30 protein-coding genes are annotated in these 25,478 nt (G+C 49.1%); all 30 read right to left on the bottom strand.

The genetic code is table 11. The features are described from left to right. Positions 1-5: 5 nt before the first annotated feature. The 30 genes from trpE to NYE54_RS12465 all read right to left on the bottom strand — a co-directional run bounded on the left by trpE (position 6) and on the right by NYE54_RS12465 (position 25,427). Positions 6-1,559 carry an anthranilate synthase component I gene (gene trpE / locus NYE54_RS12610; RefSeq protein ID WP_339272159.1) on the bottom strand — a complete coding sequence of 518 codons (1,554 nt, stop codon included), beginning with the start codon at positions 1,557-1,559 and terminating at the stop codon, positions 6-8. 354 nt (positions 1,560-1,913) lie between these two features. Beyond that, complete coding sequence (aroH, locus tag NYE54_RS12605) at positions 1,914-2,288, bottom strand: chorismate mutase (RefSeq protein ID WP_009595253.1); 375 nt, start codon at positions 2,286-2,288, stop codon at positions 1,914-1,916. A gap of 3 nt (positions 2,289-2,291) precedes the next feature. Further along, the gene (aroB, locus tag NYE54_RS12600) at positions 2,292-3,386 is read right to left on the bottom strand and encodes a 3-dehydroquinate synthase (RefSeq protein WP_339272158.1); all 1,095 of its coding nucleotides are present in this window, start codon (positions 3,384-3,386) and stop codon (positions 2,292-2,294) included. Between the two features lies 1 nt (position 3,387). Further along, positions 3,388-4,557, bottom strand: a complete 1,170-nt coding sequence (gene aroC / locus NYE54_RS12595) for a chorismate synthase (RefSeq protein ID WP_213645125.1) — start codon at positions 4,555-4,557, stop codon at positions 3,388-3,390. Between the two features lie 170 nt (positions 4,558-4,727). Then, positions 4,728-5,528: a protein-glutamate O-methyltransferase CheR gene (locus NYE54_RS12590; protein WP_339272157.1), complete on the bottom strand. Its 801-nt coding sequence runs from the start codon at positions 5,526-5,528 to the stop codon at positions 4,728-4,730. Between the two features lie 40 nt (positions 5,529-5,568). Beyond that, positions 5,569-6,012 (bottom strand): nucleoside-diphosphate kinase, encoded by a 444-nt coding sequence (gene ndk / locus NYE54_RS12585; RefSeq protein ID WP_098743022.1) that lies wholly within the window; start codon positions 6,010-6,012, stop codon positions 5,569-5,571. 112 nt (positions 6,013-6,124) lie between these two features. Next, positions 6,125-7,099: a polyprenyl synthetase family protein gene (locus NYE54_RS12580; RefSeq protein WP_339272156.1), complete on the bottom strand. Its 975-nt coding sequence runs from the start codon at positions 7,097-7,099 to the stop codon at positions 6,125-6,127. A 188-nt stretch (positions 7,100-7,287) separates the two neighbouring features. Continuing rightward, on the bottom strand, positions 7,288-7,890 hold the full coding sequence (locus NYE54_RS12575) for a flavin prenyltransferase UbiX (RefSeq protein ID WP_213645127.1): 603 nt from the start codon (positions 7,888-7,890) through the stop codon (positions 7,288-7,290). After that, on the bottom strand, positions 7,890-8,762 hold the full coding sequence (locus tag NYE54_RS12570; protein WP_339272155.1) for a UbiA-like polyprenyltransferase: 873 nt from the start codon (positions 8,760-8,762) through the stop codon (positions 7,890-7,892). Before NYE54_RS12570 ends, NYE54_RS12575 begins: the two co-directional genes overlap by 1 nt. Continuing rightward, complete coding sequence (locus tag NYE54_RS12565) at positions 8,755-9,486, bottom strand: demethylmenaquinone methyltransferase (protein ID WP_076321320.1); 732 nt, start codon at positions 9,484-9,486, stop codon at positions 8,755-8,757. The genes NYE54_RS12570 and NYE54_RS12565 overlap by 8 nt, the downstream gene beginning before the upstream one ends. A gap of 36 nt (positions 9,487-9,522) precedes the next feature. Further along, positions 9,523-10,383 carry a heptaprenyl diphosphate synthase component 1 gene (locus NYE54_RS12560; protein ID WP_339272154.1) on the bottom strand — a complete coding sequence of 287 codons (861 nt, stop codon included), beginning with the start codon at positions 10,381-10,383 and terminating at the stop codon, positions 9,523-9,525. Positions 10,384-10,495: 112 nt separating this feature from the next. Next, positions 10,496-11,038, bottom strand: a complete 543-nt coding sequence (locus NYE54_RS12555; RefSeq protein ID WP_339272153.1) for a hypothetical protein — start codon at positions 11,036-11,038, stop codon at positions 10,496-10,498. Positions 11,039-11,151: 113 nt separating this feature from the next. Continuing rightward, positions 11,152-12,114: a 1,4-dihydroxy-2-naphthoate polyprenyltransferase gene (locus NYE54_RS12550; RefSeq protein WP_339272152.1), complete on the bottom strand. Its 963-nt coding sequence runs from the start codon at positions 12,112-12,114 to the stop codon at positions 11,152-11,154. 127 nt (positions 12,115-12,241) lie between these two features. Next, on the bottom strand, positions 12,242-12,814 hold the full coding sequence (locus NYE54_RS12545; protein ID WP_339272151.1) for a DoxX family membrane protein: 573 nt from the start codon (positions 12,812-12,814) through the stop codon (positions 12,242-12,244). Positions 12,815-12,986: 172 nt separating this feature from the next. Next, a complete protein-coding gene (gene mtrB / locus NYE54_RS12540; RefSeq protein ID WP_339272150.1) occupies positions 12,987-13,211 on the bottom strand; it encodes a trp RNA-binding attenuation protein MtrB in 225 nt (74 codons plus the stop codon). A gap of 84 nt (positions 13,212-13,295) precedes the next feature. After that, entirely contained in the window at positions 13,296-13,568 is a 273-nt protein-coding gene (locus tag NYE54_RS12535; RefSeq protein WP_006209463.1) for an HU family DNA-binding protein, read from the bottom strand. A 259-nt stretch (positions 13,569-13,827) separates the two neighbouring features. Next, positions 13,828-15,306, bottom strand: coding sequence for a stage IV sporulation protein A (gene spoIVA, locus NYE54_RS12530; RefSeq protein ID WP_076320959.1), 1,479 nt, complete (start codon positions 15,304-15,306; stop codon positions 13,828-13,830). A gap of 603 nt (positions 15,307-15,909) precedes the next feature. Further along, positions 15,910-16,662 carry a hypothetical protein gene (locus NYE54_RS12525; protein ID WP_339273478.1) on the bottom strand — a complete coding sequence of 251 codons (753 nt, stop codon included), beginning with the start codon at positions 16,660-16,662 and terminating at the stop codon, positions 15,910-15,912. A 23-nt stretch (positions 16,663-16,685) separates the two neighbouring features. Further along, positions 16,686-17,045, bottom strand: a complete 360-nt coding sequence (locus NYE54_RS12520; RefSeq protein ID WP_071223933.1) for a 2Fe-2S iron-sulfur cluster-binding protein — start codon at positions 17,043-17,045, stop codon at positions 16,686-16,688. 69 nt (positions 17,046-17,114) lie between these two features. After that, on the bottom strand, positions 17,115-17,699 hold the full coding sequence (locus NYE54_RS12515) for a hypothetical protein (protein ID WP_339272149.1): 585 nt from the start codon (positions 17,697-17,699) through the stop codon (positions 17,115-17,117). A 40-nt stretch (positions 17,700-17,739) separates the two neighbouring features. Continuing rightward, entirely contained in the window at positions 17,740-17,919 is a 180-nt protein-coding gene (locus NYE54_RS12510; protein ID WP_071223929.1) for a DUF2768 family protein, read from the bottom strand. 142 nt (positions 17,920-18,061) lie between these two features. After that, entirely contained in the window at positions 18,062-18,337 is a 276-nt protein-coding gene (locus NYE54_RS12505; protein ID WP_006209456.1) for a stage VI sporulation protein F, read from the bottom strand. Positions 18,338-18,400: 63 nt separating this feature from the next. Then, positions 18,401-19,441 carry an NAD(P)H-dependent glycerol-3-phosphate dehydrogenase gene (locus NYE54_RS12500; RefSeq protein ID WP_076320956.1) on the bottom strand — a complete coding sequence of 347 codons (1,041 nt, stop codon included), beginning with the start codon at positions 19,439-19,441 and terminating at the stop codon, positions 18,401-18,403. Continuing rightward, the gene (gene plsY, locus NYE54_RS12495) at positions 19,434-20,060 is read right to left on the bottom strand and encodes a glycerol-3-phosphate 1-O-acyltransferase PlsY (RefSeq protein WP_076320955.1); all 627 of its coding nucleotides are present in this window, start codon (positions 20,058-20,060) and stop codon (positions 19,434-19,436) included. The genes NYE54_RS12500 and plsY overlap by 8 nt, the downstream gene beginning before the upstream one ends. 11 nt (positions 20,061-20,071) lie before the next feature. After that, a complete protein-coding gene (gene der / locus NYE54_RS12490) occupies positions 20,072-21,394 on the bottom strand; it encodes a ribosome biogenesis GTPase Der (RefSeq protein WP_076320954.1) in 1,323 nt (440 codons plus the stop codon). 211 nt (positions 21,395-21,605) lie between these two features. Beyond that, positions 21,606-22,823, bottom strand: coding sequence for a 30S ribosomal protein S1 (gene rpsA, locus NYE54_RS12485; protein ID WP_076320953.1), 1,218 nt, complete (start codon positions 22,821-22,823; stop codon positions 21,606-21,608). A 120-nt stretch (positions 22,824-22,943) separates the two neighbouring features. Beyond that, positions 22,944-23,534 carry a lysophospholipid acyltransferase family protein gene (locus NYE54_RS12480; protein ID WP_076320952.1) on the bottom strand — a complete coding sequence of 197 codons (591 nt, stop codon included), beginning with the start codon at positions 23,532-23,534 and terminating at the stop codon, positions 22,944-22,946. A gap of 21 nt (positions 23,535-23,555) precedes the next feature. Further along, positions 23,556-24,236, bottom strand: a complete 681-nt coding sequence (cmk, locus tag NYE54_RS12475) for a (d)CMP kinase (RefSeq protein ID WP_339272148.1) — start codon at positions 24,234-24,236, stop codon at positions 23,556-23,558. Between the two features lie 176 nt (positions 24,237-24,412). Continuing rightward, entirely contained in the window at positions 24,413-24,700 is a 288-nt protein-coding gene (locus NYE54_RS12470; protein ID WP_076320950.1) for a DUF5359 family protein, read from the bottom strand. Between the two features lie 64 nt (positions 24,701-24,764). After that, positions 24,765-25,427: a flagellar brake domain-containing protein gene (locus NYE54_RS12465; RefSeq protein ID WP_076320949.1), complete on the bottom strand. Its 663-nt coding sequence runs from the start codon at positions 25,425-25,427 to the stop codon at positions 24,765-24,767. Between the last annotated feature and the right edge of the window lie 51 nt (positions 25,428-25,478).

Genomic DNA, 25,478 nt, shown 5'->3' with positions numbered 1-25,478 from the left:
TCAGTTTAAGGTGTGTATTGGTACAGATAATCCTGATTAATTAAATCGTTAGCATCCTTGCTGGACGGGAACATCGCTTCAGCGACGCGGATCGCCTTCAGCATCCCTTTGGCTTTGTTGACGGTTTCTTCATATTCCTTCTCCGGTACCGAGTCCCATACGATGCCTGCCCCCGCCTGAACATAAGCTTTGCCCTGACGGAAAATGATCGTCCGGATCGTAATGCAGGAATCCATATTGCCGCCAAAGCCGAGATAACCGATGGCCCCGGCATACGCGCCTCTAGCCTCCCGCTCTAGCTCCGCAATAATTTCCATGGCCCTTAGTTTCGGAGCACCGGATACCGTTCCTGCTGGCAAGCAGGACAGAAAAGCATCGAAGAAATCCTTATCCTCACTCAGCTGACCCGAAACGCTGGATACCATATGCATCACATGGGAGTATTTTTCAATCTCCATGAACGTGTCGCACTTCACCGTGCCGAACTCTGACACACGGCCCAGGTCATTACGCCCCAGATCCACCAGCATCAAATGCTCGGCGCGTTCCTTCTCGTCCTGCAGCAGATCATCGGCCAGTGCCTGGTCTTCGGCCTCATCGCTGCCTCTAGGCCTGGTGCCTGCAATCGGTCTAGTTTCCAATCTTCGTCCATCCACCTTCACCAGGGCTTCCGGGGATGTGCCCACGATAATGTCGTCGTCCATTTTGAGGTAATACATATACGGCGAAGGATTCAGCGTTCTCAGCACCCGGTATACGTGAAGCGGCGATACTTCGGTCTCAATATGGAAGCGCTGGGACAATACCACCTGAAAAATGTCCCCTGCGCGAATGTATTCCTTCGCTTGCTCCACATTGGAGAGGTACTTCTCTTTTGTCATATTGGATTTAATGTCGCCCATATCAACATCCGCTGGAATGCCTTTGGAGTTCACGTTCTCCCGCGGTCCCTGCTCTTGCAACTGCTCGGCTGCTGCTTCCAAGGAACGGCATACATCCCGATAGCTTTGCCGAATGTTTTCGTCCGAATCACCCGGTTTCACGTGTACGTTGCCAACCAGCATGATCTGCTGTTTCACATGGTCGAAGACAATGACTTGATCGCAAAACATGAACCTTATATCATCCATTCCGAGATCGTCCATCGCATGTGCCGGAAGCTTCTCATAATATTGGAGCAGGTCATATCCGAAAAATCCGATTGCCCCTCCGGTAAAAGGTGGCATCTCCTTCAACTGCGGGCTGCGGTACGTTCGCAGGAGCGCCTTTAACTCCTCGACAGGCTTTCCTTTCAGCAGGGAACGCTCTCCGTTCCTTTCAATTTCGATCTTGCCTTTTTTACCCGTGATCATTAAGAAGGGGTCTGTTCCGATAAACGAATACCGTGCCCACTGTACTCCACCCTCAACGCTTTCAAGTAAAAATGCCCGCTTCCGTTCCGCATACCGCTGAAAAATGCGAATCGGGGTTTCCATGTCGGCTAACAGTCTGATCGCTACCGGAATCAGGTTATATTCACCTGCCATAGCCACCACTTGCTCCATTGATGGATTCGCCATGTCAATCCCTCCTTAATTGATGGTATACAACAAAAAAACCTCTACCGAAGTAGAGGTTAACGTTCAGAATAAGTCTATGAAAAAAGAGCGCGGTCAAGGAATTCCAACTATTCAGCGACAAACTACAGCGGCTGTTGTTCTTAGACGGATACAAGAAATAGGCTTGTAACCAGCCGTGTGAACGTGCTGTACTATTCATCATGAAATCAAGTTCATCCTTAATCCCGATTATGTTATTGCCTAAAATGCCTCAGCTCTTCTCAACTCAACTCATCTGTAAAACCTAACTCTACTCAGCTATTCTGATATCACTATACAGGATGATGCCGTGTTACTGCAACCCTAAATTTCACATCAAGCGTTGGAGCCTGATAAATCCGGACGCAGCCGCTTGGCTTCGTTCAAATACACATGCTTGATCTCGCTCTGGCTTTTATCCGTATTGACCTGCACCATGAAGCGGATGCAGCGCGGCAGACTGCCTTGAACCGGTATTTCAACCGAACACATTAAAGGAACGAGATCCCAGCCCTCCAGTTGGCGTATCGCTTTGGCTGGAAACGTCGCATCCAGATCCTGTGTCATCGTAATCCATATGTTGCTGATATACTCCGGCTGGAGCTCGTTGCGTCTCACCATCTCTTCAAGCAGCCGCAGCGTTTCCTGTACAATCTCCTGCTCATCGTTACGGGTGACGGTTGTCGCCCCCCGGATTCCCCGATTCATCATGAACTATCCCTCTCCCTTCAACTGCTCAACCACAGATCGAACAGCTTCTACCGGTACATCCTTAACGATGCTGACGGAGCCGATGGATTCCGGTACGATAAATACCATATTCCCCTCGGCAAACTTTTTATCGTGCTGCATCGCATCCATAATCCGCTCAACCGAGACGTCACCCGGCAAGATTACCGGCAGATTCACCGCCTTCAGCATGCTCACTGTCTCGTTGTGCAGATTCGCAGATCTGCCAAGCTTTTCTGCAAGGCGGGCCGAACCGGCCATTCCGATTGCAATCGCCTCACCGTGCAAAAAGCGTCCGTAGCCACCAACGGCTTCAATGGCATGGCCGATGGTATGCCCCAGATTAAGGATGGCACGCAAACCGCCTTCCCGCTCGTCCTGGGATACCACGTCCGCCTTGATCGCACATCCGCGCTCCAGGCCGTATATCAACGTATCGGGATCCAGGCTCAGCAGCTTCGAGCCGTTCTCCCGGCACCAATAGGCAAAATCACGGTCCAGGATCAAGCCATGCTTCACCATTTCCGCAAGACCAGAAGATACCTCTCGCGGAGGCAAAGACATCAGCGTATTTACATCGTAAACCACCATGACGGGTTGATGAAACGCGCCGATCATATTTTTAGCTAACGGATGGTTGACCGCCACTTTGCCGCCGACGCTGCTGTCATGGGCCAGGATAGTAGTCGGGATCTGCACAAATGTCACGCCGCGCATGTACGTTGCCGCGACGAATCCAGCCAAATCACCTACAACGCCTCCGCCCAGCGCAAATACTGCCGAGCTGCGGTCCAGTTTAGCGTTGATCGCTGTCGTCATTACCTCTTCATAGACCTGAAGCGATTTGGAGGATTCACCGGAAGGGACTATGTGAGAAATAACCGTATATCCTTTCGACTTTAACTGCTCCTCCACTTGAGACAAATAATGAGGCGCCACTTTATCATCCGTTACGATCAAATGCGGGCTCTTGCGTGTGATTCCATGCTTCGTGCTTAACTCACCAATCGTATCCAAAATCCCAGCTCCGATATAAATCGGATATGAACGCTCTCCCAGCTCCACCTGAAGTGTTCTCATATCAGTAGTTCTCCAGCTGCTTCAGGTAGTTCTGGTAATTCGCATGAATTTCTTCCATCGAATCACCGCCAAACTTCTCAAGAAACGCCTTCGCTACCTCCCAGGTCACCACATGCTCCATAACAACGCTGGCTGCCGGAACCGCACAGGCATCCGAGCGTTCAACCTGAGCCGTGAAAGCTTCCTTCGTATCGATATCCACGCTTTGAAGCGGCTTGTACAGCGTTGGAATCGGCTTCATGACGCCGCGAACAACGATCGGCATGCCGTTGGTCATCCCGCCTTCAAATCCGCCTAGGCGATTGGTTGCGCGGTAGTATCCGCGCTCTTCACTATACATAATCTCGTCATGCACCTGGGAACCGGGCAGTTCGCCTGCTTCAAATCCGATGCCGACCTCAACACCCTTAAAGGCATTGATGGACATCACGCCTTGTGCGATGCGGCCATCCAGCTTGCGGTCATATTGGACATGGCTGCCCAGTCCGACCGGCAAGCCTTCGATGATACATTCCACGATGCCGCCAATGGAGTCGCCTTCTTTTTTGATCTGATCTATGTAGGCTTCCATCTTCTTCTCCGTCTCTTCATCCACGACGCGAACCGAGGAGGCTTCCGTACGCTCGATCAGCTCATCAATCGAAAGATTGTGCGGGGGAGCTTCGATCTCGCCAATCCGAATGACCTGGCCAGCCACTTTAACGCCGAATTGTGCCAGGAATTGTCTGGCGATAGCGCCAACCGCTACGCGGACTGTGGTTTCACGGGCACTGGAGCGTTCCAGCACATTACGCAGATCCTTCAGGTTGTACTTCAAACCGCCGTTCAAGTCAGCATGCCCCGGTCTTGGGCGGTGCACCCGTCTTTTCACCTCGTCGTTACCTTCAATCGGCTCCACATTCATAATGTTCTGCCAATGCTTCCAGTCGTTATTCTGCACGACCAACGCGATTGGCGCACCCGTTGTATATCCGTGACGCACACCACCAAGGATTTGCGCGGTATCCTTCTCAATCTGCATGCGGCGTCCTCGGCCATACCCCTTCTGTCTCCGATGAAGCTGAAAGTTCAATGCTTCAAAATCAAGCTCCAAATTGCTTGGAAGTCCTTCGATTATGGTAGTCAACTGAGGACCGTGTGTTTCCCCAGCAGTTAAAAAGCGTAAGCTCATGATGCTTTTCCCCCTTTAAACTTTTAAGCGTTAAACCGCTAAACTCCGTAAATATCTTCTGCTCATTATAGTATAGGTCTAACGCTTTGACAAGAATGCCGCAGGACAAGCAAAAGCGCCTCTCATCCTCCGGATTGAAAAGCGCTTATGCGTTATGATAGCCATTTCTATTAAATTTTTCGGTAGAAGAAAGTCTCGTTGCTCTCCAGATTATATTGTCCAGGATTAAAGATCTGCTCCGTGCTGCCCACAAACAAAAATCCGCCTGGCTTCAGGCTTGACGCAAACTTCTGGTACAGCTTATGCTTGGCCCCTTCCGTGAAATAAATCATCACGTTTCGGCAAACAATCAGATCATATCCAGTCTCAAACCGGTCCGTCAGCAAATTCTGCTTATGAAAGGTTACTTCCTTCTTCAAATGCTCACTGAAGCGATACACCGAGCCTTCTTCTTTAAAATAGCGGGCGGCTACATCCGGAGGCACATCTTTCAATGACCTCTCGACATATAGGCCTTCCTTCGCTTTATGTAATGCCCCATCATCAATGTCTGTCGCCACGATACGCGCACGGCTCAGCATGTTCTGTTCGGACAGTATCATGGCAAGCGTATATGGCTCCTCACCCGTGGAGCAGGCAGCGCTCCATATTTTCAATACCCCGGGATTCTGCCGGGATATCTCTGGCAATATTTTATCGCGGAGAACTTCCCACCGGTTGGGATTGCGCCAAAACTCCGAGACATTAATTGTCATTCGGTCCAAAAACTCATGAAATAATGGCTTGTCCTTCATCATCGCGTCGTAGAAGGCCGAAAAGGTTTCAAACCCTTTCTTCAAACGAAGCGTTGTCAGCCTTCGCTTCATCTGCGCTTCTTTATAATCTGCCAGATTGATCCCCGTGCTTCGTTCGATACTGCGAACAAAGCCTATATAATCCGGATCATCCAGCACAAGTTCATGTTCCGTCATCGTATCATCCTGTTTAATCAGATTATGCCTCTTCCTTCGCTTACAGCCAAGGGGACAGCGTCTTGTTATATTCAACCAATTCCTTCTCTTCAAAAAAATTGGCAATTTCGCGTTGCGCACTCTCCGGTGAATCCGATCCATGAATCAGATTGTGCGGTGTATGGGCTGAAAAATCCCCACGAATCGTCCCGGGCAGCGCATCCTTCACATTCGTTTTGCCGATCACTTGGCGGGACAATGCAATGATGTCATCCCCTTCCCACACCATCGCAAACACCGGTCCAGACGTTATAAATCCAACCAGATTTTCAAAAAAATCTTTGCCTTCATGTTCCGCATAATGGCGCTTGGCCTGCTCGTCTGAAATCTGCAGAAACTTGCCTGCAACCAGCTTGAATCCTTTATCCTCCAAACGGCCGACGATTCGGCCGATCAGCCCACGCTGTACACCATCCGGTTTAATCATTAAAAAAGTACGTTCCATTGGCCTCATCACGCTTCCCTTCATTCTAGGATATTGAACAATCATTCCATGCTCAGGTGATGTTACATGTTTGTACCCGTATTTTAACAGAAAGCAACCTCATGGTTAAGAGCTAATATGACCGCTTTGTAATAAAATTTGCGATATCTCTAAGCTGTTTTTTGGTCTTGATGTCAGGCAAAGTATCCAATGCGTCCAATGCTTTACGGATATACCGATCAGCTAGTGCCTCAGATCTCGATATACCATCGCTAGAGGTTACAAGCTTCACAGCGTCAGTCACATCACACTGACCATTCAGTGTATGAATCCGATCCAGCTCTTGCAGCAGAGGCTCCCTCCGTTTGCTATCTCCGAGCGCAAATATAACAGGCAGCGTAATATTCCCCTGCCTCATATCACTCCCCGGCGGCTTGCCAATCTGCTTCTCCGTCCCGCATAGATCCAGAAGATCGTCTTGAATCTGAAAGGCCATGCCGACGTTATATCCGAATCGATACAGGCTGTTTGCGATTTTGCGGTCCGCATCCGCAGCCAGTGCTCCGAGCTGGCAGCTGACTGCGATCAAGAGCGACGTCTTGCGGCGAATGCGAAGAAGGTATCTTCTGACGTCCTGATCGGTATTAAAGAAATCACGAATCTGCTCCATTTCGCCGATGGACATTTCAACCATGGCCTTGGCGAGAATCTGATGAATCTCTGGCTGCTTCAGGTGGGTCGTCAGCTCCAGCGCCTTGCCGTAAATATAGTCGCCGGTATACATGGCAATCCGGTTGTCCCATTTCGCTTTTACCGTTGGCTTGCCGCGCCGCGTGTCCGCATCATCGATCACGTCATCATGAACGAGCGATGCGCTGTGAATCAGCTCAAGCGGCACGGCCACATGCTTCAGCTTGTCAATGTCATAGTCGCCGAACTTACCGCCCATCAGTACAAAAACAGGACGGAGCCGCTTGCCTCCTGCTCTAAGCAGATGCAAGGAAGTCTCTGTCAGCTCGGAGCTGTCGCCCTCGACGCTGAGATAGAGTTCCTTCTCGATAACGTCCATATCTTTTTTTAATGTTCCGAATATGTCAAATCGTTTCATCTTTTCACCCATATGCTTAGATTCTCATTCCATAACTCCGGCACTACCTTGCGATCTTAGCAGGCCAAGTTGATCTACGACTTGAAATATAAGCTTAACCTTCCTGTTGTCGTTCGTCAAAATCGCAGCACAGGTTCGTAGAGTCGTCATTTCAACAGCCGCTAACGCCTTCGATGCACCCCGGCCTGCTAATCTCCCCATCTCGTATACAGTTGATGTTCGATGCGCAAGCTGTCCAATACCTTGCCGACCAGAAAATTCACGATATCATCAATGGTCTTCGGTCCGTAATAGAACGCGGGCATCGCGGGAATGATTTTGACGCCAAGCTTGGCCAGCGTCAGCATGTTCTCCAGGTGAATGGCATGCAGAGGCGTCTCTCTCGGGACAAGTACCAGAGGACGGCCTTCTTTCATCATCACATCCGCGGCGCGTCCCATCAGATTGTCGGAAGATCCGTGTGCCACTGAGGATAATGTCCCCATGGAGCATGGCATGATGATCATGCCTTCCACCAGGAAAGATCCACTGGCGATCGTGGCCCCGATGTCGGAGATAGGATGGTACATCACACTCCCCTCGTATCCGCCGAATTTCTCGGCCAGCACTTCTTCGCGGTTGCCTGCCTGAAAGCCCATTTCCTCCTTCAGGACACGCCACCCCGCATTGGAAATGATCAAATGCACATCATATCCCAGCGAGAGCAGGCTCTCGGTAAGGCGAACACCGTAGATGCTGCCGCTGGCTCCCGTAATACCGACAACCCAGCTTTTTCTGCGCATGGATTTCATCAGATATACCGCACCACCAAATCAATTAAAGTGAATACAAACAGGATAATGCTCAGTGTACTGTTCATCGTAAAAAAGGCAGTTTGCAGACGGCTCATATCGTTAGGCGATAAGATGTAATGCTGATAGAACAAAATTCCGCAGGCGATGATCATGCCAATCAGATACCACCAGCCAACCGGTGTGACAAAGAAAAGAATGACAAAGCCGATGGCTGTTACAACGTGAAATCCGCGTGCGAACCACAATGCTTTATGCAAGCCGAACCGGGATGGAATCGAATACAGCTTTTCTGTTGCATCAAACTTCTCATCCTGGCAAGCGTAGACAATATCAAATCCCGCTGTCCAGAACGCAAGCGCGATATAAAACACAATGGCCTTCCAGTCGATTTGACCGGTTACCGCAACCCATCCCCCAAGTGGAGCCAATGCTGTTGTAAGCCCGAGCACCAGATGACAAAGCCAAGTAAACCGTTTGGTGTATGAATAAATAATAAGCATAAAAATAGCAATAGGCAGCAAACGGAAAGCAAATGGATCCAGCATGTAAGTGGCCCAGAAAAACACCGCGAAAGACAGAATAATGAATAAGATAACTTCCAGCGGCTTCAGCAGCCCTGCCGGAATGGCGCGATTTACGGTGCGGGGGTTCTTGGCATCGATATGCTGGTCCGTGAGCCGATTCAATCCGAACGCAGCGCTGCGTGCACCGAACATGGCAAGAAAGATCCAGCCGATATCTCCCCAGGATGGTAATTGGTCAAACACAACGGCCGATCCTAGAATCGCCCCCATAAAAGCGAAAGGCAGAGCAAACAGTGTATGCTCCACTTTAATCATTTCAAGATAAGTTCCTATTTTCTTAAACATCCAGATTCTCCTTGATCCCAATATGTAAGGCTGCTATGCCACCAGTCAAGGGATAGGCCTGAACCTGTTGAAGTCCGGTCTGACGGAAAGCTTCGGCAAGCTCCTCTCGTCCTGGGAACAAAGCCAGCGATTCCGGCAGCCACTTATACTGCTCGTAACGCTTGGCTACCAGTTTCCCCATCCGAGGCAGCACTTGTTGAAAGTAGAAATAATAAATGCCTTTGAACGGCTGCCAAGTCGGCTTGGACAATTCCAAACATACAACCATCCCGCCAGGCTTAACCACGCGTTTCATCTCATGCAGAACCTGCATGTAATCCGGCACATTGCGAAGACCGAAACCGATTGTCGCGTAATCGAACTGATTGTCTTCGAACGGCAGGCTCATGGCGTTTCCCTGAACCAGGTCTATCTGTTGGTCCAGCCCCTGCTTGGCAACCTTCCCCCGGCCGACATTCAGCATCCCCTCACTGAAATCGAGTCCGACTATGTGTCCTGATTCACTTGCCTGGGCCATACTGATCGTCCAGTCACAAGTACCACAGCATAAATCGATAGCTGTATCGCCTTGGCGCATGTTCATCTTTTTCATCGTAAACTTGCGCCAGGCTTTATGTCTTCGAAAGCTCAGAATATCATTCATAATATCATACTTTCCCGAAATGCTTTCAAAGACGGAGTGGACGTATTGCTCTTTCGGATTTTTGCCATCATGCTTATTCATGTCTAACTTCGTTGTTTGATTATCCACAGCATCCCCCTACCCTTCACTTACGACGGACCTATACGTGCTGAGCCGTTTCAGGAACGGGTCCAGCATACCGGCGTACGGGCTCTCTCCTACACGGCTTGCCAGCAGCAGCTGTACGGCATTAACGGATTCGCGCAGCTTGTCCAGCAGCTTCTCCGAAACCTTGTGCTTCAGGATCAGCTTCCTCCAGTCCTTCATATCCGTCTTCTTGCCAACCAGCATTCTCCGTTCCTCGTCGCTCCCCGATTCGATCAGATGCCAGTACACGTAACCGCATCTGCCAATTTCAGGCGTCGCACAGCGTTCCATCTCCCGCACAAGTGTTTCACATTCCGTAAATTCTTTGAGCAGCTTCTCCCATGTTTCTTGTACGGACTTCTCAAGCAGCGGAGTAAAAGAAAGAAACAGCTGCATATTCAGCTGTACCGTTAGCCGTAGATATTCTTCAGAAGGCAGCAGCGTTTTTTTCATTTTGCCGTACAATCTCATCTTCAACACGTTCACATCGCTAACAGCCTTGCTAAGAAGCGAGATGACAGCAATTTCGCCCTTTAAGGCAAGGAGTTGATAAAAACGACTGCTGAAGTAATCCCCTGCAAGCACTTTTAACTGCCGGGATCGCATCATCGCCTCTCCTTGATTGCCCTCCGTAACGTCGATGCTCTCATGCGTATCGAGTCCCACTTGAACCAGTGAGGTAACCAGTGCGTACAATTCTTCATGACCGGCAAGATTTCGTCCCGAATCCTTTAAAAATATGTATAGCAAATGAACACGGGCATCCGGAAAATTCGGAAGTTCCGTGTGGTTTTGAATCATATCATAATTTAAATATTTCTCTGCCAGTTCTGGTACGCGATACGATTTCATTCTCAGCCTCCGTGCACTTGATGTTCTTTTGTCCAATTGAGCCCACAATCCAATCTATTATAACACATGTTCAAGACACGTACATGCCCTGTCACTTACTATTTTACCCCTATCATGGGCTGCTGAACTGCTTTAGCCAAAGATTCGTAAACGTTAGGTTAAGAGCGGCAGCAATAGATGGCGGAACATCGCCGTTCTCAAGTTGGGTTAGAGCTTCTGCATAGCGCGAGTTCCAGGTATCCTTGCTCATATTCGAAGCCAGCAGCATATACCGCTTCCCTCCCCAACGATCGATGGCTACTACTCTTAGATACAACTGCTGCACATTATCCGTTCCTTCGAACGTAAAGGACATAATGCTGGCGATATCCTCATAAACCTCGGCGGCCGTCTCCGCGGGGTCGCTCAATTTGATATCCAGCGTCAACGCGCCTTCATCATAATCTGCCCGGCTTATTTTTAGATGAAGAGGAAGATTCTTTAGGGAGTCCACTAATCCGGCATCGCTTAATTCGCGGCTGTGATAGGGTATCGCCGCTGTCACAGCGCCGACCTTATAACGGGCTTGTGATTGAAGCCCCATTAACAGTGCGAGTATGATGAATGCAATCGCCGCGGGCAGGAGTACGGCTCGTACAGATTGCCAGTGCTTCATATCCTAAACCTCCTCTATTCCTAGTTTCTTCCGGTCCTCATTAGTCCATACCTCATTGTATAAAGAAAAAAAGCAGGCTATGCCTGCTTCAGGTAAAACGAACCGTATTCGGTTTAGAAAAAGGGTCGAGAAGTCCATACCACTGCTACCCCCAGCGCGGCGATCCGCGCCAGATTCATGAGCACGAAATTTTGCACCGCAATCACAAATGTCTTCTCTTTGGATGGATGGGCGGTGAAAACGGCGCTTTTTTTATAAATCGGGACAAGGGTGACAAACACCAGAAGCACTAACACGGGATGCACTTTCATCAGGAGAAGAGCCGCCAGGTCCAGATAAGCAAGGCAATACAGAATTCGGAACAGCTTTAGAGAAGGTCTGAATCCTATATATACCGGCAGCGTATACCGCTTGTTCTCCATATCCTCATCCATGTCGCAGATGTTGTTGGCCAACATGATGTTGGCAATCCCAAGTATGGCCGGCAGTGATACCACCAGCAGCAGCAGTACCTCAGGAAGGTTCACCTGAAGGGACAGAACGCTGCCGTGCAGGTCCAAAACCGCCAGATGGTTGCCCTCCGCATGGATCCAAGCCGAAATAAATATAATGACAAATCCCATAAACAATCCGGAGAACAGCTCGCCTAGCGGCATCCGCGAGATCGGAATCGGTCCGAACGAATATAATATCCCTACGGCAAAAGACAATCCCCCGAGCAGCAGGATCAACCAGCCCGTAGACAGGAATAGTGCGATCCCCGCACCAATGGCTGTCAAGAGCAGCAAGATGATGACGGACACCACCGCAGGCTCCTTAAGATTATATCGTACAATGGCATTGTGCTCCTCGTAACCGAAGCCGTTCTTTTTAATCGCTTTTTTATAATCGTAATAGTTATTGATTGCCGTCGTTGCCATATCAAACGACAGCAATGATGCAAGCATCAGGGCAAAATGATACCCATCGAACTGCTGAAAACGAAACAGTGCATACAAAGTTCCGAACAGAAACGGAATCATGCTGGCTACCTTTGTCTGAATTTCCACCAGTTTAAAAAAAGCTCGGATTCCCATGACCATCATCCTTTATCCAATTGATCTGATTTCAGATTAAAGGATTTCATGGCCGCGGTCTGTTGGAATTGTACTTGACAAACGCGTTGCAAAAGTGACGAATGTTACTTTTAGAGTAAAATCAAATTTATTCCGAAATGTCCTGATCCTTGCGCCTGCGGCTCCAAGGCGTACCCAGCAGCGGCAGCGCCCAACGGTCCAGACCATACCAGCCCGCCACTTTCCAGGCCATTACCAGCCATGTGGCCAATATAAAGAATAACGGATTGGAGCTTACCGTGCCCGCGAATAAAAAGCTGGCATTCATTAATCCGCCGAAAAACGCGGCAATGCCCGTCAGCAGACCCAAAATCAGCCCGAGTCCGACCAACACCTCACCGAAGGACACCATATACGAAAACAGCTTGGCGTTGGGAAGCACAAACCCTTCGAGAAAAGAAGCATACCATCCGGTGACGTCCTTCCCCTCTTCCGCCTTAGCCAGCGCTCCCCCGACAAACCCCTGAATGGCCGCGCCGGCTTCGCTTCCCGTCCAGGCTTCCGCCGTCAGCTTTTTCAGCCCCGACGTTAACCAAGAATAACCGAGATACAGCCTCACGAGCAGCCAAATCCAGCCGGAGCGAGTACTGCTGAACAGAAACAGGGATACCGGATTTTCAGGGACCACCACATATTGTCCCTCTCTAAATTGCTTTGCCATGATTTCTTTAAACATCCTTTCGTATTTTTATTCATTCCGCTAGTATATACAACGTTCGCGAATCCAACAAGGGTCATTTAACAATTGATTAACACACAATCTATCCACGGAAACATCAAACATAAAAAAGCCCCACCAATTTGGTGGGGCTTAGCCAAAATGATAAGTCTAATCAGTTGCCGGACTCAATCTTCCCGTGTTTGGTCATGACCTCAGCTTTGCCGCGGATTTTGACCGCAGATGTATGATCCGTGAACTGGGCGATGATGACCTCGCCTTTGTCCAGCTTCTCGGTATGATGAAACCGGGTATCCTGACCGCGGGTAAGGCCAATCACCTGCACGCCATGGTCCAGCGCTTTAACGATAAAATAATCCCCGTTTTGAACGTTCTCCATTGTTCAGACCTCCTCACCGTAAGCTAAAAGAAAAGGCCGTGAACGAATTCACGACCTGTGCTCTTAGGTAATATGTAGAAATCTTTATTTGATTCCGTCTTTGAGCGCTTTACCAGGTTTAAATGCAGGAATTTTGCTCGCAGGGATTTCGATTTCTTCACCTGTTTGCGGGTTGCGGCCTTTCCGTGCGGAACGCTCGCGAACCTCGAAGTTGCCAAAGCCGACCAGCTGTACCTTGTCTCCACTTTGCAAAGCTTCGGAGATTGCATCGAAAACGGCATCAACCGCTTTAGTTGCATCCTTCTTGGAAAGCTCAGTAGATTCAGCTACTTGTGTAATCAGATCCGATTTATTCATTCTTTCACCTCCCTAACAAGGAATGTGCTCCACTTGCTATTCACTGTTTCCGTTTTACCGCAAATTATACGTGCAATCGGGTATTTTACCCCTATCTCGCGTTTAGAATGCATGACGCGGAACAAATTTATAGTAATACAGCCACCTCATAATTTCAAGCGTTTTGCTCTGCCCAACCAAAGAAAACACGAAAAACAGCCGCTAATCGGGACTTTAGACCCGTTAGCGACTGCGTATTCAACACCTGATCGATACTCACTTAAAGAATGATCGCGATCAAACCGCCGGAACCTTCGTTGATGATCCGACCTAAAGTTTCTTGCAATTTATATCTCGCATTATCAGGCATCATCGCGATTTTGCCTTGAATGCCTTCACGGACGATCGAGTGCAGCGAGCGTCCGAATATATCGGATTCCCAAATCTTGATCGGATCGTTCTCGAAATCCTGCATCAGATAGCGCACAAGCTCTTCGCTCTGCTTCTCTGTGCCGATAATCGGCGAGAACTCGGATTCCACATCGACTCGAATCATATGGATGGAAGGCGCGGTCGCTTTCAATCTTACCCCGAAACGAGTGCCTTGACGGATAAGCTCAGGCTCATCCAGCGCCATCTCAGCCAGGGAAGGAGCAGCGATACCGTAACCTGTCGTTTTAACCATTTCAAGCGCTTCAGCGAAGCGGTCGTATTCCCGTTTGGCATGGGAGAACTCCTGCATCAGCTGCAGTAAATGATCTTTACCGCGAATCTCGACACCCACAACCTCCATCAAGATCCGGTCATACAGTTCGTCAGGTGCGAAGAGATCGATCTCGGCAACGCCCTGACCCATATTCATGCCGCTAAGTCCAGCATGGTTGATGAAGTCATACTCCATGAACTGGCTGACCACCCGATCCACGTCACGCAGACGACGGATATCCTTCACGGTATCTCTGACCGAGTTCTCATAGTTGCTGCGCAGCCAGTGGTTCTCGTTAAGCACCATAACCCAGCTAGGCAGATTGACGTTCACTTCATGCACTGGGAATTCATACAATACTTCACGAAGAACACCGGTTACATCATCTTCGGTCATCGTAGCTGCACTTAGTGTCATTACCGGAATGTCGTATTTCTCAGCCAGCTCATTGCGCAGCTGAAGCGCTTCTTCACTGCGTGGTCGTGTCGAGTTTATGACCACCACGAATGGCTTGCCGACCTCCTTCAGTTCCTCGATGACGCGTTCCTCAGCGTCAACATAAGAGCTTCGCGGAATTTCCGCAATGCTTCCGTCTGTTGTGACGACAACGCCAAGTGTGGAGTGCTCCTGGATGACTTTGCGGGTTCCGATTTCTGCCGCTTCCTGGAACGGAATCGGCTCTTCGAACCATGGCGTCGAGATCATTCTCGGGCCATTCTCGTCCTCGTAGCCCTTAGCGCCTTCAACGGCATAGCCTACACAATCCACCAATCTTACGTTAACCTCAAGACCTTCCGTAACTTTGATTTGTACCGCGTTGTTTGGCACAAATTTCGGCTCGGTTGTCATGATTGTTTTCCCTGCAGCACTTTGAGGCAGCTCATCGACAGCTCTTACTCGATCCGCCTCGTTCGTAATGTTCGGGAGAACAACCGTCTCCATAAACCGCTTGATGAAGGTTGATTTTCCCGTACGGACGGCACCGACAACACCTAAGTAAATGTCCCCTCCGGTCCGTTCGGCAATGTCCTTAAAAATGTCCACTTTTTCCAAAAGAGATCCCCTCCTCAAATTACTCCGAAGGAAAAATGCTTTAAGAGCATCCGCTTCGTGTTCCACTCATAGCCAAAGCCATTGCAACAGATGAGCAGCCTTTACAATGTCGCCAGCATCCCGCCGCCGGTATTCCATGAGTTTTGATGGAAACGGCAAAGCGGCGTAACTCGTACATGCATTTGGACTAGTAACATCTTATGTACCGGGTTCAAAAATATGACGGTTGCCCCTTAAAGTCCGTCCAGTTTTTTTTAAGATATCGAACAGGCCCAAACCAACTAGACACCGTCATCGAATACCGTAAAGAAAACTACCGCTGGGGCGCGGTTTATCTTCATGCTGTGCGCCTTCAGACGTTTTCGTATGCCTCATGATGTGGGCAACCGGCTCTTGCCCGCACTACTCTTTCAGATTATGAATATGCGCGCACTTTAATAGATATTCCAAAGAGATTCAACCATTTTCAAAAAAGTCTATCGAAGAAGGGTCTCAAGGATAAAATGTAGGCTGCATTATGGCTTCCGCATACTCATTCCTCTACTGATATGGGTCACCATGCAGACTCAACAAAAATACCCGCCGACAACGGCGGGTATAGGTTTAGGATAGCGGCTGAGCAACGGGCTGCCCATCCTTCCATGTATAAGGTACGGATTTTACAGGGACATAATAGGATTCCTGCTCCAGGAACACCCGTAAATCCTCTCCTTCTTGAGGGTCGGAATCGTTCTTCTGGATCGCCTGCATAATATCAAAGGCATAATCGGCGTACACCGTTCCCTCTTCATCCATCATAAAGGCCAACTCCTGACCCGAGTATACACTCATCAATGTAATGGATTTGGCATCGGTCTTGGACAGGTCCACTGCCGTATACCCCGGGTAGAGGGCTTCTCCTGCAGGGAGAGCGTTGTCATGCGCCATTTTGTACAAATTCACGGCTCTCTGAACGTCATTCACCTTCTGGGCCGTGGTTAAGTCCATCACCTTCACGGTTGGCTCGGTTTCCTCATTAATAATGAGAAAATATCCGCTGCCGCCCTTCTCAAATGCCGTATCCGGAATTTGGTCGATGTATCCCCGGTTCTTCAGCTGATCCATATCCACCCGGTATTTCTCATACCGCGGAATTTCCGGACCCGCTGTAATTATCGGCAAGATTCCCTGTTCTTTATAAAAGTCATCTACAGCCGATTGTATCCGTTTGACACTTTCCCTATACGAAACCTTGTTCTCCTGCAATTTCTCGTCAGGATAAAGACATCCTGTCAGTAACATCGGAAACAGCACCAGGATTAAGACTGCAGACGTCCGCTTCGAACGGCCCGCCGCTTGGGTCATCCAAGTGATCATACTCAACTAACATCATCCTCGCTTTAAATAAAGTCATCGGACTCCCGGTTTCTCGCAGCTTCCAGCTGTTTGCGTATCGCAGCTTTGAGCGGATCCTCGGGAATCATTACCTTAATGTGATTCGTAATTCTCGTCTGGCAGGATAGCCGGTAGCCTTGTTCAATCATCGATGTCCCCAGCTTCCTGATTTCCTTGGGCTCAGGCGCAGAGCAATGATCGCGCTCCTCGCTCGGAACGATGATCTTGCACATCAAACAACCGGCTTTGCCTCCGCAACGGGTAGGAATACGCACACCCGCCCGACGCGAGGCATCCAGAACATTCGTGTGCGGACGAACCTTGACCTTTTTCTGATCCGGCTGAAATAATACCTCGTAGTCCAACGGTAACGCGCTCCTTTTCTTATGTACACATTCTGCTATGCTCCCTGGCCATTTTTCACAGCACTTCGGTTACAATCCAGTTAATCGGTTCAAAACCATTCGATGCTCCCCATGCAGATGGTTCCGGCTTAACAACTGCTGCAGAAGCGGCATATGATGGTCCATGTCCCGCGAGATCGCTTCCGCAATGGCGACGTATCGATCCGGCCTGTCTCGAAGCACATTAAACACCAGTTCATGGGATAACGGCATCAGGCGCACCGTGACGTCCTGTATATGACTCTCTAGTGCTGCAGGATACAGCAATTGATCGATCTCAACGCAGTAGGAGGACCCGTTTGAATTCACTTCAAATCCGCCTACCAGTTCAATCGGAACTTTCTCTATTTCATAGTGGCTCAGTATCGAGGAATATATCCCTTCTTGGTCTAAGTGGGGAGCATCCACGGCCATAGAAGCCAGCGACTCATGCAAAGGCTGTACACCCCCTGCATCGGTATAGATATCGATATCTCTCGGCGGCTTGTCCAATGTTACATCCTGAAGAAGCAAGCTGCAGCTTCCACCTAGCAGCCAAGCAATAGGCGCCTGATTCATCTTATGAATGGCGGTAGCTAACACATTCTCCAATTCCGGCAGATCATTCAGCGTCATGCTGCACCCCTTTACCGTATCGTCCAGATCGGCTTCCTCGTTATATGATGGAGGCCAGTCCAATAATAAAACCGAAAATCATCATCATAAAGGCTACGAACGACAGTGCCCCGCGCAGAAAACCCTTGGTCTTGCTTCGCGCAAGCGTAACCACGATGACCGATAGTGCCATAATCAATAATGCGACTAGGGACAGCCACATCTTTTGCATTGGATCCATGTCACGAAACTCTCCAATCTCTCATCAATTTCAACCTATTATATCACGAAAATGATAGCGCCTCACCTCAGGTATGTCGAAAAAAAGAACAAAAGCCGCTATCCCATCAGGAGCGTCTTTTGTTCAACATTATCATCGTATCTTATTTGTTCATCATCATTTTCATCAAGGCTTCCATATTGCTCGGATTCATGCCACTCTTCTTCACCGCACCGACAATCTCCTGGATCGTGTCCTCACTAACAGGTATGTTCGCCATCGAAGATACCTGCTTGATCAGCTGGCGGAGCTGGGCTTCATTTTGCATTGTAGACGGCTTAACCGTACTAGCCAGCTTATTGACAGCCCCTGAAGAAATTTTCTTGCCGCTTTTCTTGTTAATCGCATTCAGTACATCCTTGTGAAAGCTTTTGCTCATATCCACCCCTCCTCCGACATCCTCACATCAATATATGAGTCAATCATCGGAATGGTGAATAAGCTAAGTGTGCCATTGCTCCCAAGTTTCAAGCGGCATCAATTCCATCTCGGTCTTGGGGTCCCTGCCCATCAAGGCTTCAACGGCAATGCGGGGATTGCGGTCTTTAAACAACACATGGTACAGCTGATCGGCAATCGGCATCTGTACGCCGTATTTCTCGGAGATGGCATGTGCGGCTTGGGTCGTTCGAATGCCTTCCACAACCATTCCCATGGAACCCAGAACCTCGTCTAACTTCTTACCCTGACCCAGCATCGAGCCAGCTCGCCAATTTCGGCTATGCTGACTGGTGGCGGTAACCACGAGGTCACCGATCCCGGCCAGCCCGGCAAATGTCAGCGGATTCGCCCCCATTTCCATGCCGATTCGCAAAATTTCTGCCAAACCTCTCGTAATAAGCGCTGCCTTGGCATTATCACCGAAGCCCAGTCCGTCGGACATCCCGGCGCCCAAAGCTATGATATTCTTCAAGGCCCCGGCCAACTCAACACCAATCATATCCCGATTCGTGTACACTCTGAAATATGTGTTCATAAACAAATCCTGAGCGGCTACAGCCGCCTCGGCATCCAAAGACGCCACAACGACCGTTGTCGGGCAGCGTCTGACCACTTCCTCCGCATGGCTGGGTCCTGATAATACTACTACGCGGCCTTCCTCACAGCCAAGCTCCTCGGATATGACGGTGGACATCCGCTTCAAGGATTCAATTTCAAATCCTTTGGTCGCATGAATCACCAGCATGTCCTCGGTCCAAAACTGCTTCAACTGCCCCGACACTTCCCGCATCGCGGACGAAGGTGCAACGATAACCACAGCAGCAGCCGACGAGACAGCCTCTTTCATATCGGTTGTAGCGCGGATATTCGGTGATAACTCCACCCCGGGTAAATAACGGTTGTTGGTATGGGACTCGTTGATTTCACGAGTCTGTTCCTCTGTTCTTGTCCAGACGACAACATCCAGATTATTAGAAGCGAGAACACTTGCCAAAGCGGTTCCCCAACTGCCTGCCACCAGAACAGCGACTTTGTCAGACAACGCGCTTCCCTCCTTTGCCCTTTCCTTTTCCAGAACCCAGCTTGTTTTCACGCCCCTGCACAAGCTTCACGATGTTCGAGCGATGCCGCCAGAAGGCGAATACACATATGATGAAGCTCGTCCAAAAGATTGGCCACGAATAATCCGCGATCAATAGAAAAACAGGGGTAAGCACTACAAAAATAAGGGAACCCAAAGATACATAACGGGTAAAAACAATGGATAGAATTGCGATAATGCCTGCTATAACCGCTGGTATAAAGCAAAGCGTAGCAAGCACCCCAATGGCGGTTGCAATCCCTTTGCCGCCTCGAAAGCGGAAGTATAGAGGCCAATTATGACCGATAATGGCCGCAATACCGCACAATCCCGGCAGCCATGCATTGTCCCCCCCAAGCCATCGTCCGATCCAAACCGCAGCGATGCCCTTAATTACATCCAAGACCAATACAAGTATCGCAGGTCCCTTTCCCAGGACGCGAAGGGTATTGGTTGCCCCAGCGTTGCCGCTGCCATGCTGACGAATGTCAATCCCTTTCAGGATTTTGGCAAACAGTACGCTAAAGCTTACCGAACCGAGTAAATAACACACTACTATCGCTACGATCTCCAAAATCAAGCTATTCTCCCCTAACTCTCATCAGACTTTCTTCGAGTAAATATCCTGATGGGTGTACCTTCAAAGTCAAACGCGGCCCGAATCTTGTTCTCAAGGTAACGCTCATATGAGAAGTGCATCAATTCAGGATCGTTGACGAATACGACCATGGTCGGCGGCTTAACCGCAACCTGTGTTGAGTAGTTAATACGCAATCTTCTTCCCTTATCCGTTGGAGGCGGATTGATGGCAATCGCATCGGATATGACATCGTTAAGGAGGTGTGTCTGTATGCGAAGTGAATGCTGATCGGCCACATGCTTAACGACAGGGAGCAGCTTTTGCAAGCGCTGCTTCGTTTTGGCCGACAAGAACACAACCGGCGCGTAGGTCATGAACAAGAAATGATCCCGAATCTTTTTCTCGAACTGCTGCATCGTTTTGTCCTCTTTCTCGACCAAATCCCATTTGTTCACAACGAACAACGATGCTTTACCGGCCTCATAGGCGTAACCGGCAATATGCTTGTCCTGTTCGATGATGCCTTCTTCCCCGTTTATGAGGACGAGAACAACATCCGCACGCTCGATGGCGCGCATGGCACGCATGACGCTGTATTTCTCTGTGGTCTCATAGACTTTCCCGCGTTTGCGCATGCCTGCCGTATCGATGAGCACATACCGCTGCCCATCCTTCTCGAACGGCGTGTCGATCGCATCGCGTGTAGTGCCGGCAACGTCACTGACAATGACACGCTCTTCTCCCAAAATGGCATTAACTAGGGAGGACTTGCCCACATTCGGTCTGCCAATCAGGGCAACTCGAATAACATCCTCGTCATATCCATCGTCTTCCAGCTCAGGCAGATTCTCAACTACAACGTCCAGCAGGTCGCCAATCCCTGTGCCGTGACTGCCCGATATTCCGACAGGATCGCCAAATCCGAGGGAATAGAACTCATAGATATCATCAACGCGCTTCAAATTATCCACTTTGTTTACACTTAGAATGACAGGTTTACCTGAACGGAACAGAATCTGTGCAACTTCCTCGTCCGATTGGGTAACCCCTGCCTTAGCATCGCACATAAATACGATGACGTCTGCTTCTTCAATTGCAAGCTCGGCCTGCATGCGTATGGATTTCAATATCATGTCATCGCCATCAATTTCAATACCGCCGGTATCAATGACACTGAACGCTTTACCATTCCATTCGGCACTACCGTAAATCCGGTCACGGGTAATACCCGGTTTATCTTCAACGATGGCTAATCTGTCGCCAATCAATCGGTTAAATATAGTCGATTTACCGACGTTAGGCCGTCCAACGATAGCCACTACGGGTCTTGCCATAGTCACTCCTCCTGTCAATTCTTACGATTATCATCATAGCAAAAAACGTTACAATTGGCTAACCTTTCATCTTTATTTCTATTATGCTCTTCCCCATGTTACAACATCCGCAAACGTTCGTCCCCTAAAAAAACAAATGGCGAACCCAGATTTCTGGGTTCGCCGACTTCGTTATGATAGGTCAATAGACCGAACAAAACTGTTCCCGGGCTTACTTGAATTTGCTCAGCTTATCGCCGAAACGCTCTCCAAGCGTAACGCTCATGCCTTGATTGTTCAAAGAAACGTTCGGATTGTCTTTCAGGTCGATTTTAGGACCTTTGGACGGTTTTTCAGCTCGAGGAGCTTGAGCTGGTGCTTCTTCCGTTTCTTTGATGCTCAGGCTGATACGTTGCTCAGAAGTGTTGATATCAAGCACTTTAACCTGAACTTCTTGGCCTTCTTTCAATACTTCTTGCGGTGTACCGATATGCTTGTGAGAGATTTGGGAGATATGAACCAAACCTTCAACACCTGGTGCCAGTTCAACGAAAGCTCCGAAATTAACCAAACGTTTAACAACGCCAGTTACGATGTCGCCAGTGTTGAATTGCTCGCCAGCTGTTTCCCAAGGACCTGGAGCCGCTGCTTTGATACTGAGGCTGATTTTTCCTTTTTCAGGATCCACTTTCAGTACCTTCACACGCACTTGATCGCCTTCGGACAATACATCAGCAGGCTTGTCGACGTGGCTCCAAGCGATCTCGGATACGTGAACCAATCCGTCTACGCCGCCAACATCAACAAATGCGCCGAATTGCGTAAGGCGTTGTACTGTACCTTCCAGCACTTGGCCATCTTGAAGCTCGGACATCACTTTTTGTTTGTTAGCTTCGAACTCTTCTTCCAGAACATCCTTCTGGGAAAGAATCACTTTGTTGTTCTCGCGGTCCAATTCCTTCACTTTCACGCGAAGCGTGCGGCCTTTGTAGTCGCTGAAGTCTTCAACAAAATGACGCTCTACCATGGATGCAGGAATAAATCCGCGTGCACCAACATCAGCTACGAGTCCGCCTTTAACCACGTCAGCCACCGTTACTTCGAATACGTCCTGATCCGCAAAATGCTTCTCAAGCTCTTCCCATGAATTCTCGGTGTCGATCGCGCGCTTGGAAAGAACCAGGCTTTCCTTATCGTCGTTAATGCTAACGACTTTGCACTCTACCTCTTGGCCAACCTGAACCGCATCAGATGCGTTATCAAGTTGTACAGAAGACAGTTCGCGAACAGGAATTACGCCGTCATATTTATATCCAATGCTTACATAAGCTTGGTTGTCCTCCAGTTTGACGATCGTCCCTTTCACGGTGTCCCCTTTTTTCAAGGATACGATTTGGTCCAGCTGCTCTTGGTTTTCAGCAGCCTCTTGATTTCTTGTTTCTTCCGACATGTCAAATAACCTCCTCAATTCAAACCCCATTTATTTAAACTCGCATTGGCGAAGTTCAAAACATAATTGCTGTAGTATCTTTCCAATCTTCCCATGCTTTTTATGCATGAAGCGAATAAATCAGTTCATGGTTGGTTTGCCGCTTGCGCGCATTTCGTGAATCTTGGCCATGATCAACTCGGTTGCCGCATCCAGAGCTTCCGGTGACTTGTCACCTTCAAACTGAGATAGATCCACAGGTGCACCATAGATGATCTTCACTTTGCGAAAAAGCTTGTAATCTCCAATGATAGCAGCCGGTATGACCGTCGCCCCGCTGCGGAGAGCGAAGCTTGCCGCACCCCGTTTGGCCGCCGTTGAATCGGAATTACGCGTCCCCTCAGGGAAAATGCCCATGATCTCACCCGTGCGCAATATCGTGAGCGCGGTTTTGATCGAATCTTTACTTACTCCGCCGCGCTTGACCGGAAATGCTCCAAGCTGACGAACCAGCCATCCGAACACCGGGATGTTGAACAGTTCCGCTTTGGCCATGAACTTAACCTGGCGCTTGACGTGAATGCCGACAGATATCGGATCTCGAATGCTAATATGATTGCTGCAGATTAGCACGCCGCCTTCTGAAGGTATGTTATGTACGCCGACAGATTCGAATCTGTAGAGAATAGCGAACAAACCGCGGACCACCGCTCTGCAAAAAATATAAATCATGCCCATTTCTCCCCATCCCACTTAAGTTTCGCAATATGAAAGAATTGCTTCCACAACCTGGTTGATATCCATATGTGTCGTATCCAGTATGACGGCATCCTCTGCGCATCGGAGCGGCGACACTTCACGTTCCTGGTCAAGCCTGTCACGTTCTGCGATATCTCTTTCCAGTTGTTCCAGCGATATACCTTCATCACTCAACTCATTGAAGCGGCGGAGAGCACGTTCCTTGACACTGGCCGTCATGAAAATTTTCACCTCGGCATCCGGCAAAACCGTTGTGCCGATGTCACGTCCATCCATGACAACGCCCTTGTCTTGTGCCATTTGCTGCTGTAAACGGACAAGCTTTATCCGCAAACCCTCGATTCGTGCATATTGGGATACCACTGCACTAACCTGATGTGAACGAATATATGGTGTGACGTCTTCCCCGTTCAGCCAGACCATTTGACCATGTTCATGCGGTTTTAATTCAATCACCATGTTTTGTGCATGTTGAAGCACTTTTTCGGGATTTTCTGGAGAAATCCCTTGGTTCAGCATGAACCAGGTGACTGCCCTGTACATGGCTCCGGTATCCACGTAGATGTAATGCAGCCTGCTGGCTACCATACGCGCTACGGTGCTTTTACCCGCGCCTGCCGGACCGTCGATGGCAATATTAATTCTGTCGCGATAACCTGTCCCCTGCGTAACCAACGGGGCATTCCTCCTCAAACATATACCTCGAAATCGAAAGGGCTTACCATCCGTTACGGACGGGATCACCGTTTCTCTAGTGAAAACTTATAAGAAAGCGCGGATGAAACAAAGGCGCAATCTTATATTTCAAGAAAAAAGCAGGCGCCCGCCTGCGACGTGAAAATTATACCACACTAGCTAGAGTGATGCAAAAGAGAAGGGGTGTTTTCCCCCATCCAATCGTTTACATTTGGCTCGTTAACGGGAACACCCTCCATCTGCTGAATGGGCGAAATATAGGGCCGGCTAGGCTCATAATGTAATAGCAGCTGGGTGATCACCAGGGCAAGTACAAGCCAGATCAGCAGCTTAAGCAGCATGATTCCATATCGGTCATGCAGAGCTTGTCCCTTCTCTTCATGCTTAACTTCCAGTCTTGTTTTTTCAAGCAGACGATCTTGATCGTTTACTACTTCTGACATGGCACACAGCCCCTCCGGGACAATTTTTTCGGATAGTGTGCCACCGGCATGTCCTATTTATGCACTAACGATTGCGAAAATCAAACTGTCTCTCAAAACAATAACGAATCAGCTTCTGGCGCTCCATATCCGCGATCTGACTAAACTTCAGCATCACGATGCGTCGATTGGTAGGCAGCTCCTTCACCCTCACAACCTCGCCTTCAAACGGAACATGCTCCACGGATCCGTTCTTAAACGGGATGAGTATCCAGCATGTCAGTATACTCCCTTCCGCAATCGTGTGATCCGGCTGCAGATAAAAGGATACGCCACCGCCGCCGACATCATCGGTTTTGGCTAAAAACTGGGTGCCGTCTTTGGTCATGACTGCTACCTCGAGCTCGGCTTGCACCCTTAGGAAGCTTCTTCTCTGTACCTTCGTAATTTGATCCTGCTCCGGCTTCTTGATCCGAACCAGACGGATAATATCCTCATGGTGACTCAGGACGTAGGAATTGAAGAAATTCTTAACTCCCCCTTCCGTTAAAAAATAAGCGGACAGCTCGTCCCCGATGTATAGCTTTTTCAGCTTGCCTGTCCCTTCTTGCAGCGGAACCTCCATATACATCGATTCGTCATCCATGTCGGAGATGCGGGATTTATATACAATATTGGCTTCCTTCTCATCCCCCGTATCCAACTGGATATAAAGGATGTCGTTAATCTTTGGATACAATGCGCTCACCCACTAATTCATCATAATCATTATTTTCCATTATATCATGGGATGCCGCGG

The sequence above is a fragment of the Paenibacillus sp. FSL K6-1330 genome, from assembly GCF_037976825.1.
GTDB lineage: Bacteria > Bacillota > Bacilli > Paenibacillales > Paenibacillaceae > Paenibacillus_AQ.
Note: the sequence above shows the minus strand (reverse complement) of the source record. Positions and strands in the feature narration are given on the sequence as shown.

What these genes read in the sequence shown, in the direction of transcription:
- trpE (WP_339272159.1), bottom strand. Translation starts at nt 1,559, where the DNA reads ATGGCGAATCCATCAATGGAGCAAGTGGTGGCTATGGCAGGTGAATAT.
- aroH (WP_009595253.1), bottom strand. Translation starts at nt 2,288, where the DNA reads ATGATGAATCGGGGAATCCGGGGGGCGACAACCGTCACCCGTAACGAT.
- aroB (WP_339272158.1), bottom strand. Translation starts at nt 3,386, where the DNA reads ATGAGAACACTTCAGGTGGAGCTGGGAGAGCGTTCATATCCGATTTAT.
- aroC (WP_213645125.1), bottom strand. Translation starts at nt 4,557, where the DNA reads ATGAGCTTACGCTTTTTAACTGCTGGGGAAACACACGGTCCTCAGTTG.
- NYE54_RS12590 (WP_339272157.1), bottom strand. Translation starts at nt 5,528, where the DNA reads ATGACGGAACATGAACTTGTGCTGGATGATCCGGATTATATAGGCTTT.
- ndk (WP_098743022.1), bottom strand. Translation starts at nt 6,012, where the DNA reads ATGGAACGTACTTTTTTAATGATTAAACCGGATGGTGTACAGCGTGGG.
- NYE54_RS12580 (WP_339272156.1), bottom strand. Translation starts at nt 7,099, where the DNA reads ATGAAACGATTTGACATATTCGGAACATTAAAAAAAGATATGGACGTT.
- NYE54_RS12575 (WP_213645127.1), bottom strand. Translation starts at nt 7,890, where the DNA reads ATGAAATCCATGCGCAGAAAAAGCTGGGTTGTCGGTATTACGGGAGCC.
- NYE54_RS12570 (WP_339272155.1), bottom strand. Translation starts at nt 8,762, where the DNA reads ATGTTTAAGAAAATAGGAACTTATCTTGAAATGATTAAAGTGGAGCAT.
- NYE54_RS12565 (WP_076321320.1), bottom strand. Translation starts at nt 9,486, where the DNA reads ATGAATAAGCATGATGGCAAAAATCCGAAAGAGCAATACGTCCACTCC.
- NYE54_RS12560 (WP_339272154.1), bottom strand. Translation starts at nt 10,383, where the DNA reads ATGAAATCGTATCGCGTACCAGAACTGGCAGAGAAATATTTAAATTAT.
- NYE54_RS12555 (WP_339272153.1), bottom strand. Translation starts at nt 11,038, where the DNA reads ATGAAGCACTGGCAATCTGTACGAGCCGTACTCCTGCCCGCGGCGATT.
- NYE54_RS12550 (WP_339272152.1), bottom strand. Translation starts at nt 12,114, where the DNA reads ATGGGAATCCGAGCTTTTTTTAAACTGGTGGAAATTCAGACAAAGGTA.
- NYE54_RS12545 (WP_339272151.1), bottom strand. Translation starts at nt 12,814, where the DNA reads ATGGCAAAGCAATTTAGAGAGGGACAATATGTGGTGGTCCCTGAAAAT.
- mtrB (WP_339272150.1), bottom strand. Translation starts at nt 13,211, where the DNA reads ATGGAGAACGTTCAAAACGGGGATTATTTTATCGTTAAAGCGCTGGAC.
- NYE54_RS12535 (WP_006209463.1), bottom strand. Translation starts at nt 13,568, where the DNA reads ATGAATAAATCGGATCTGATTACACAAGTAGCTGAATCTACTGAGCTT.
- NYE54_RS12525 (WP_339273478.1), bottom strand. Translation starts at nt 16,662, where the DNA reads ATGATCACTTGGATGACCCAAGCGGCGGGCCGTTCGAAGCGGACGTCT.
- NYE54_RS12515 (WP_339272149.1), bottom strand. Translation starts at nt 17,699, where the DNA reads ATGACGCTGAATGATCTGCCGGAATTGGAGAATGTGTTAGCTACCGCC.
- NYE54_RS12510 (WP_071223929.1), bottom strand. Translation starts at nt 17,919, where the DNA reads ATGGATCCAATGCAAAAGATGTGGCTGTCCCTAGTCGCATTATTGATT.
- NYE54_RS12505 (WP_006209456.1), bottom strand. Translation starts at nt 18,337, where the DNA reads ATGAGCAAAAGCTTTCACAAGGATGTACTGAATGCGATTAACAAGAAA.
- der (WP_076320954.1), bottom strand. Translation starts at nt 21,394, where the DNA reads ATGGCAAGACCCGTAGTGGCTATCGTTGGACGGCCTAACGTCGGTAAA.
- rpsA (WP_076320953.1), bottom strand. Translation starts at nt 22,823, where the DNA reads ATGTCGGAAGAAACAAGAAATCAAGAGGCTGCTGAAAACCAAGAGCAG.
- NYE54_RS12480 (WP_076320952.1), bottom strand. Translation starts at nt 23,534, where the DNA reads ATGATTTATATTTTTTGCAGAGCGGTGGTCCGCGGTTTGTTCGCTATT.
- NYE54_RS12470 (WP_076320950.1), bottom strand. Translation starts at nt 24,700, where the DNA reads ATGTCAGAAGTAGTAAACGATCAAGATCGTCTGCTTGAAAAAACAAGA.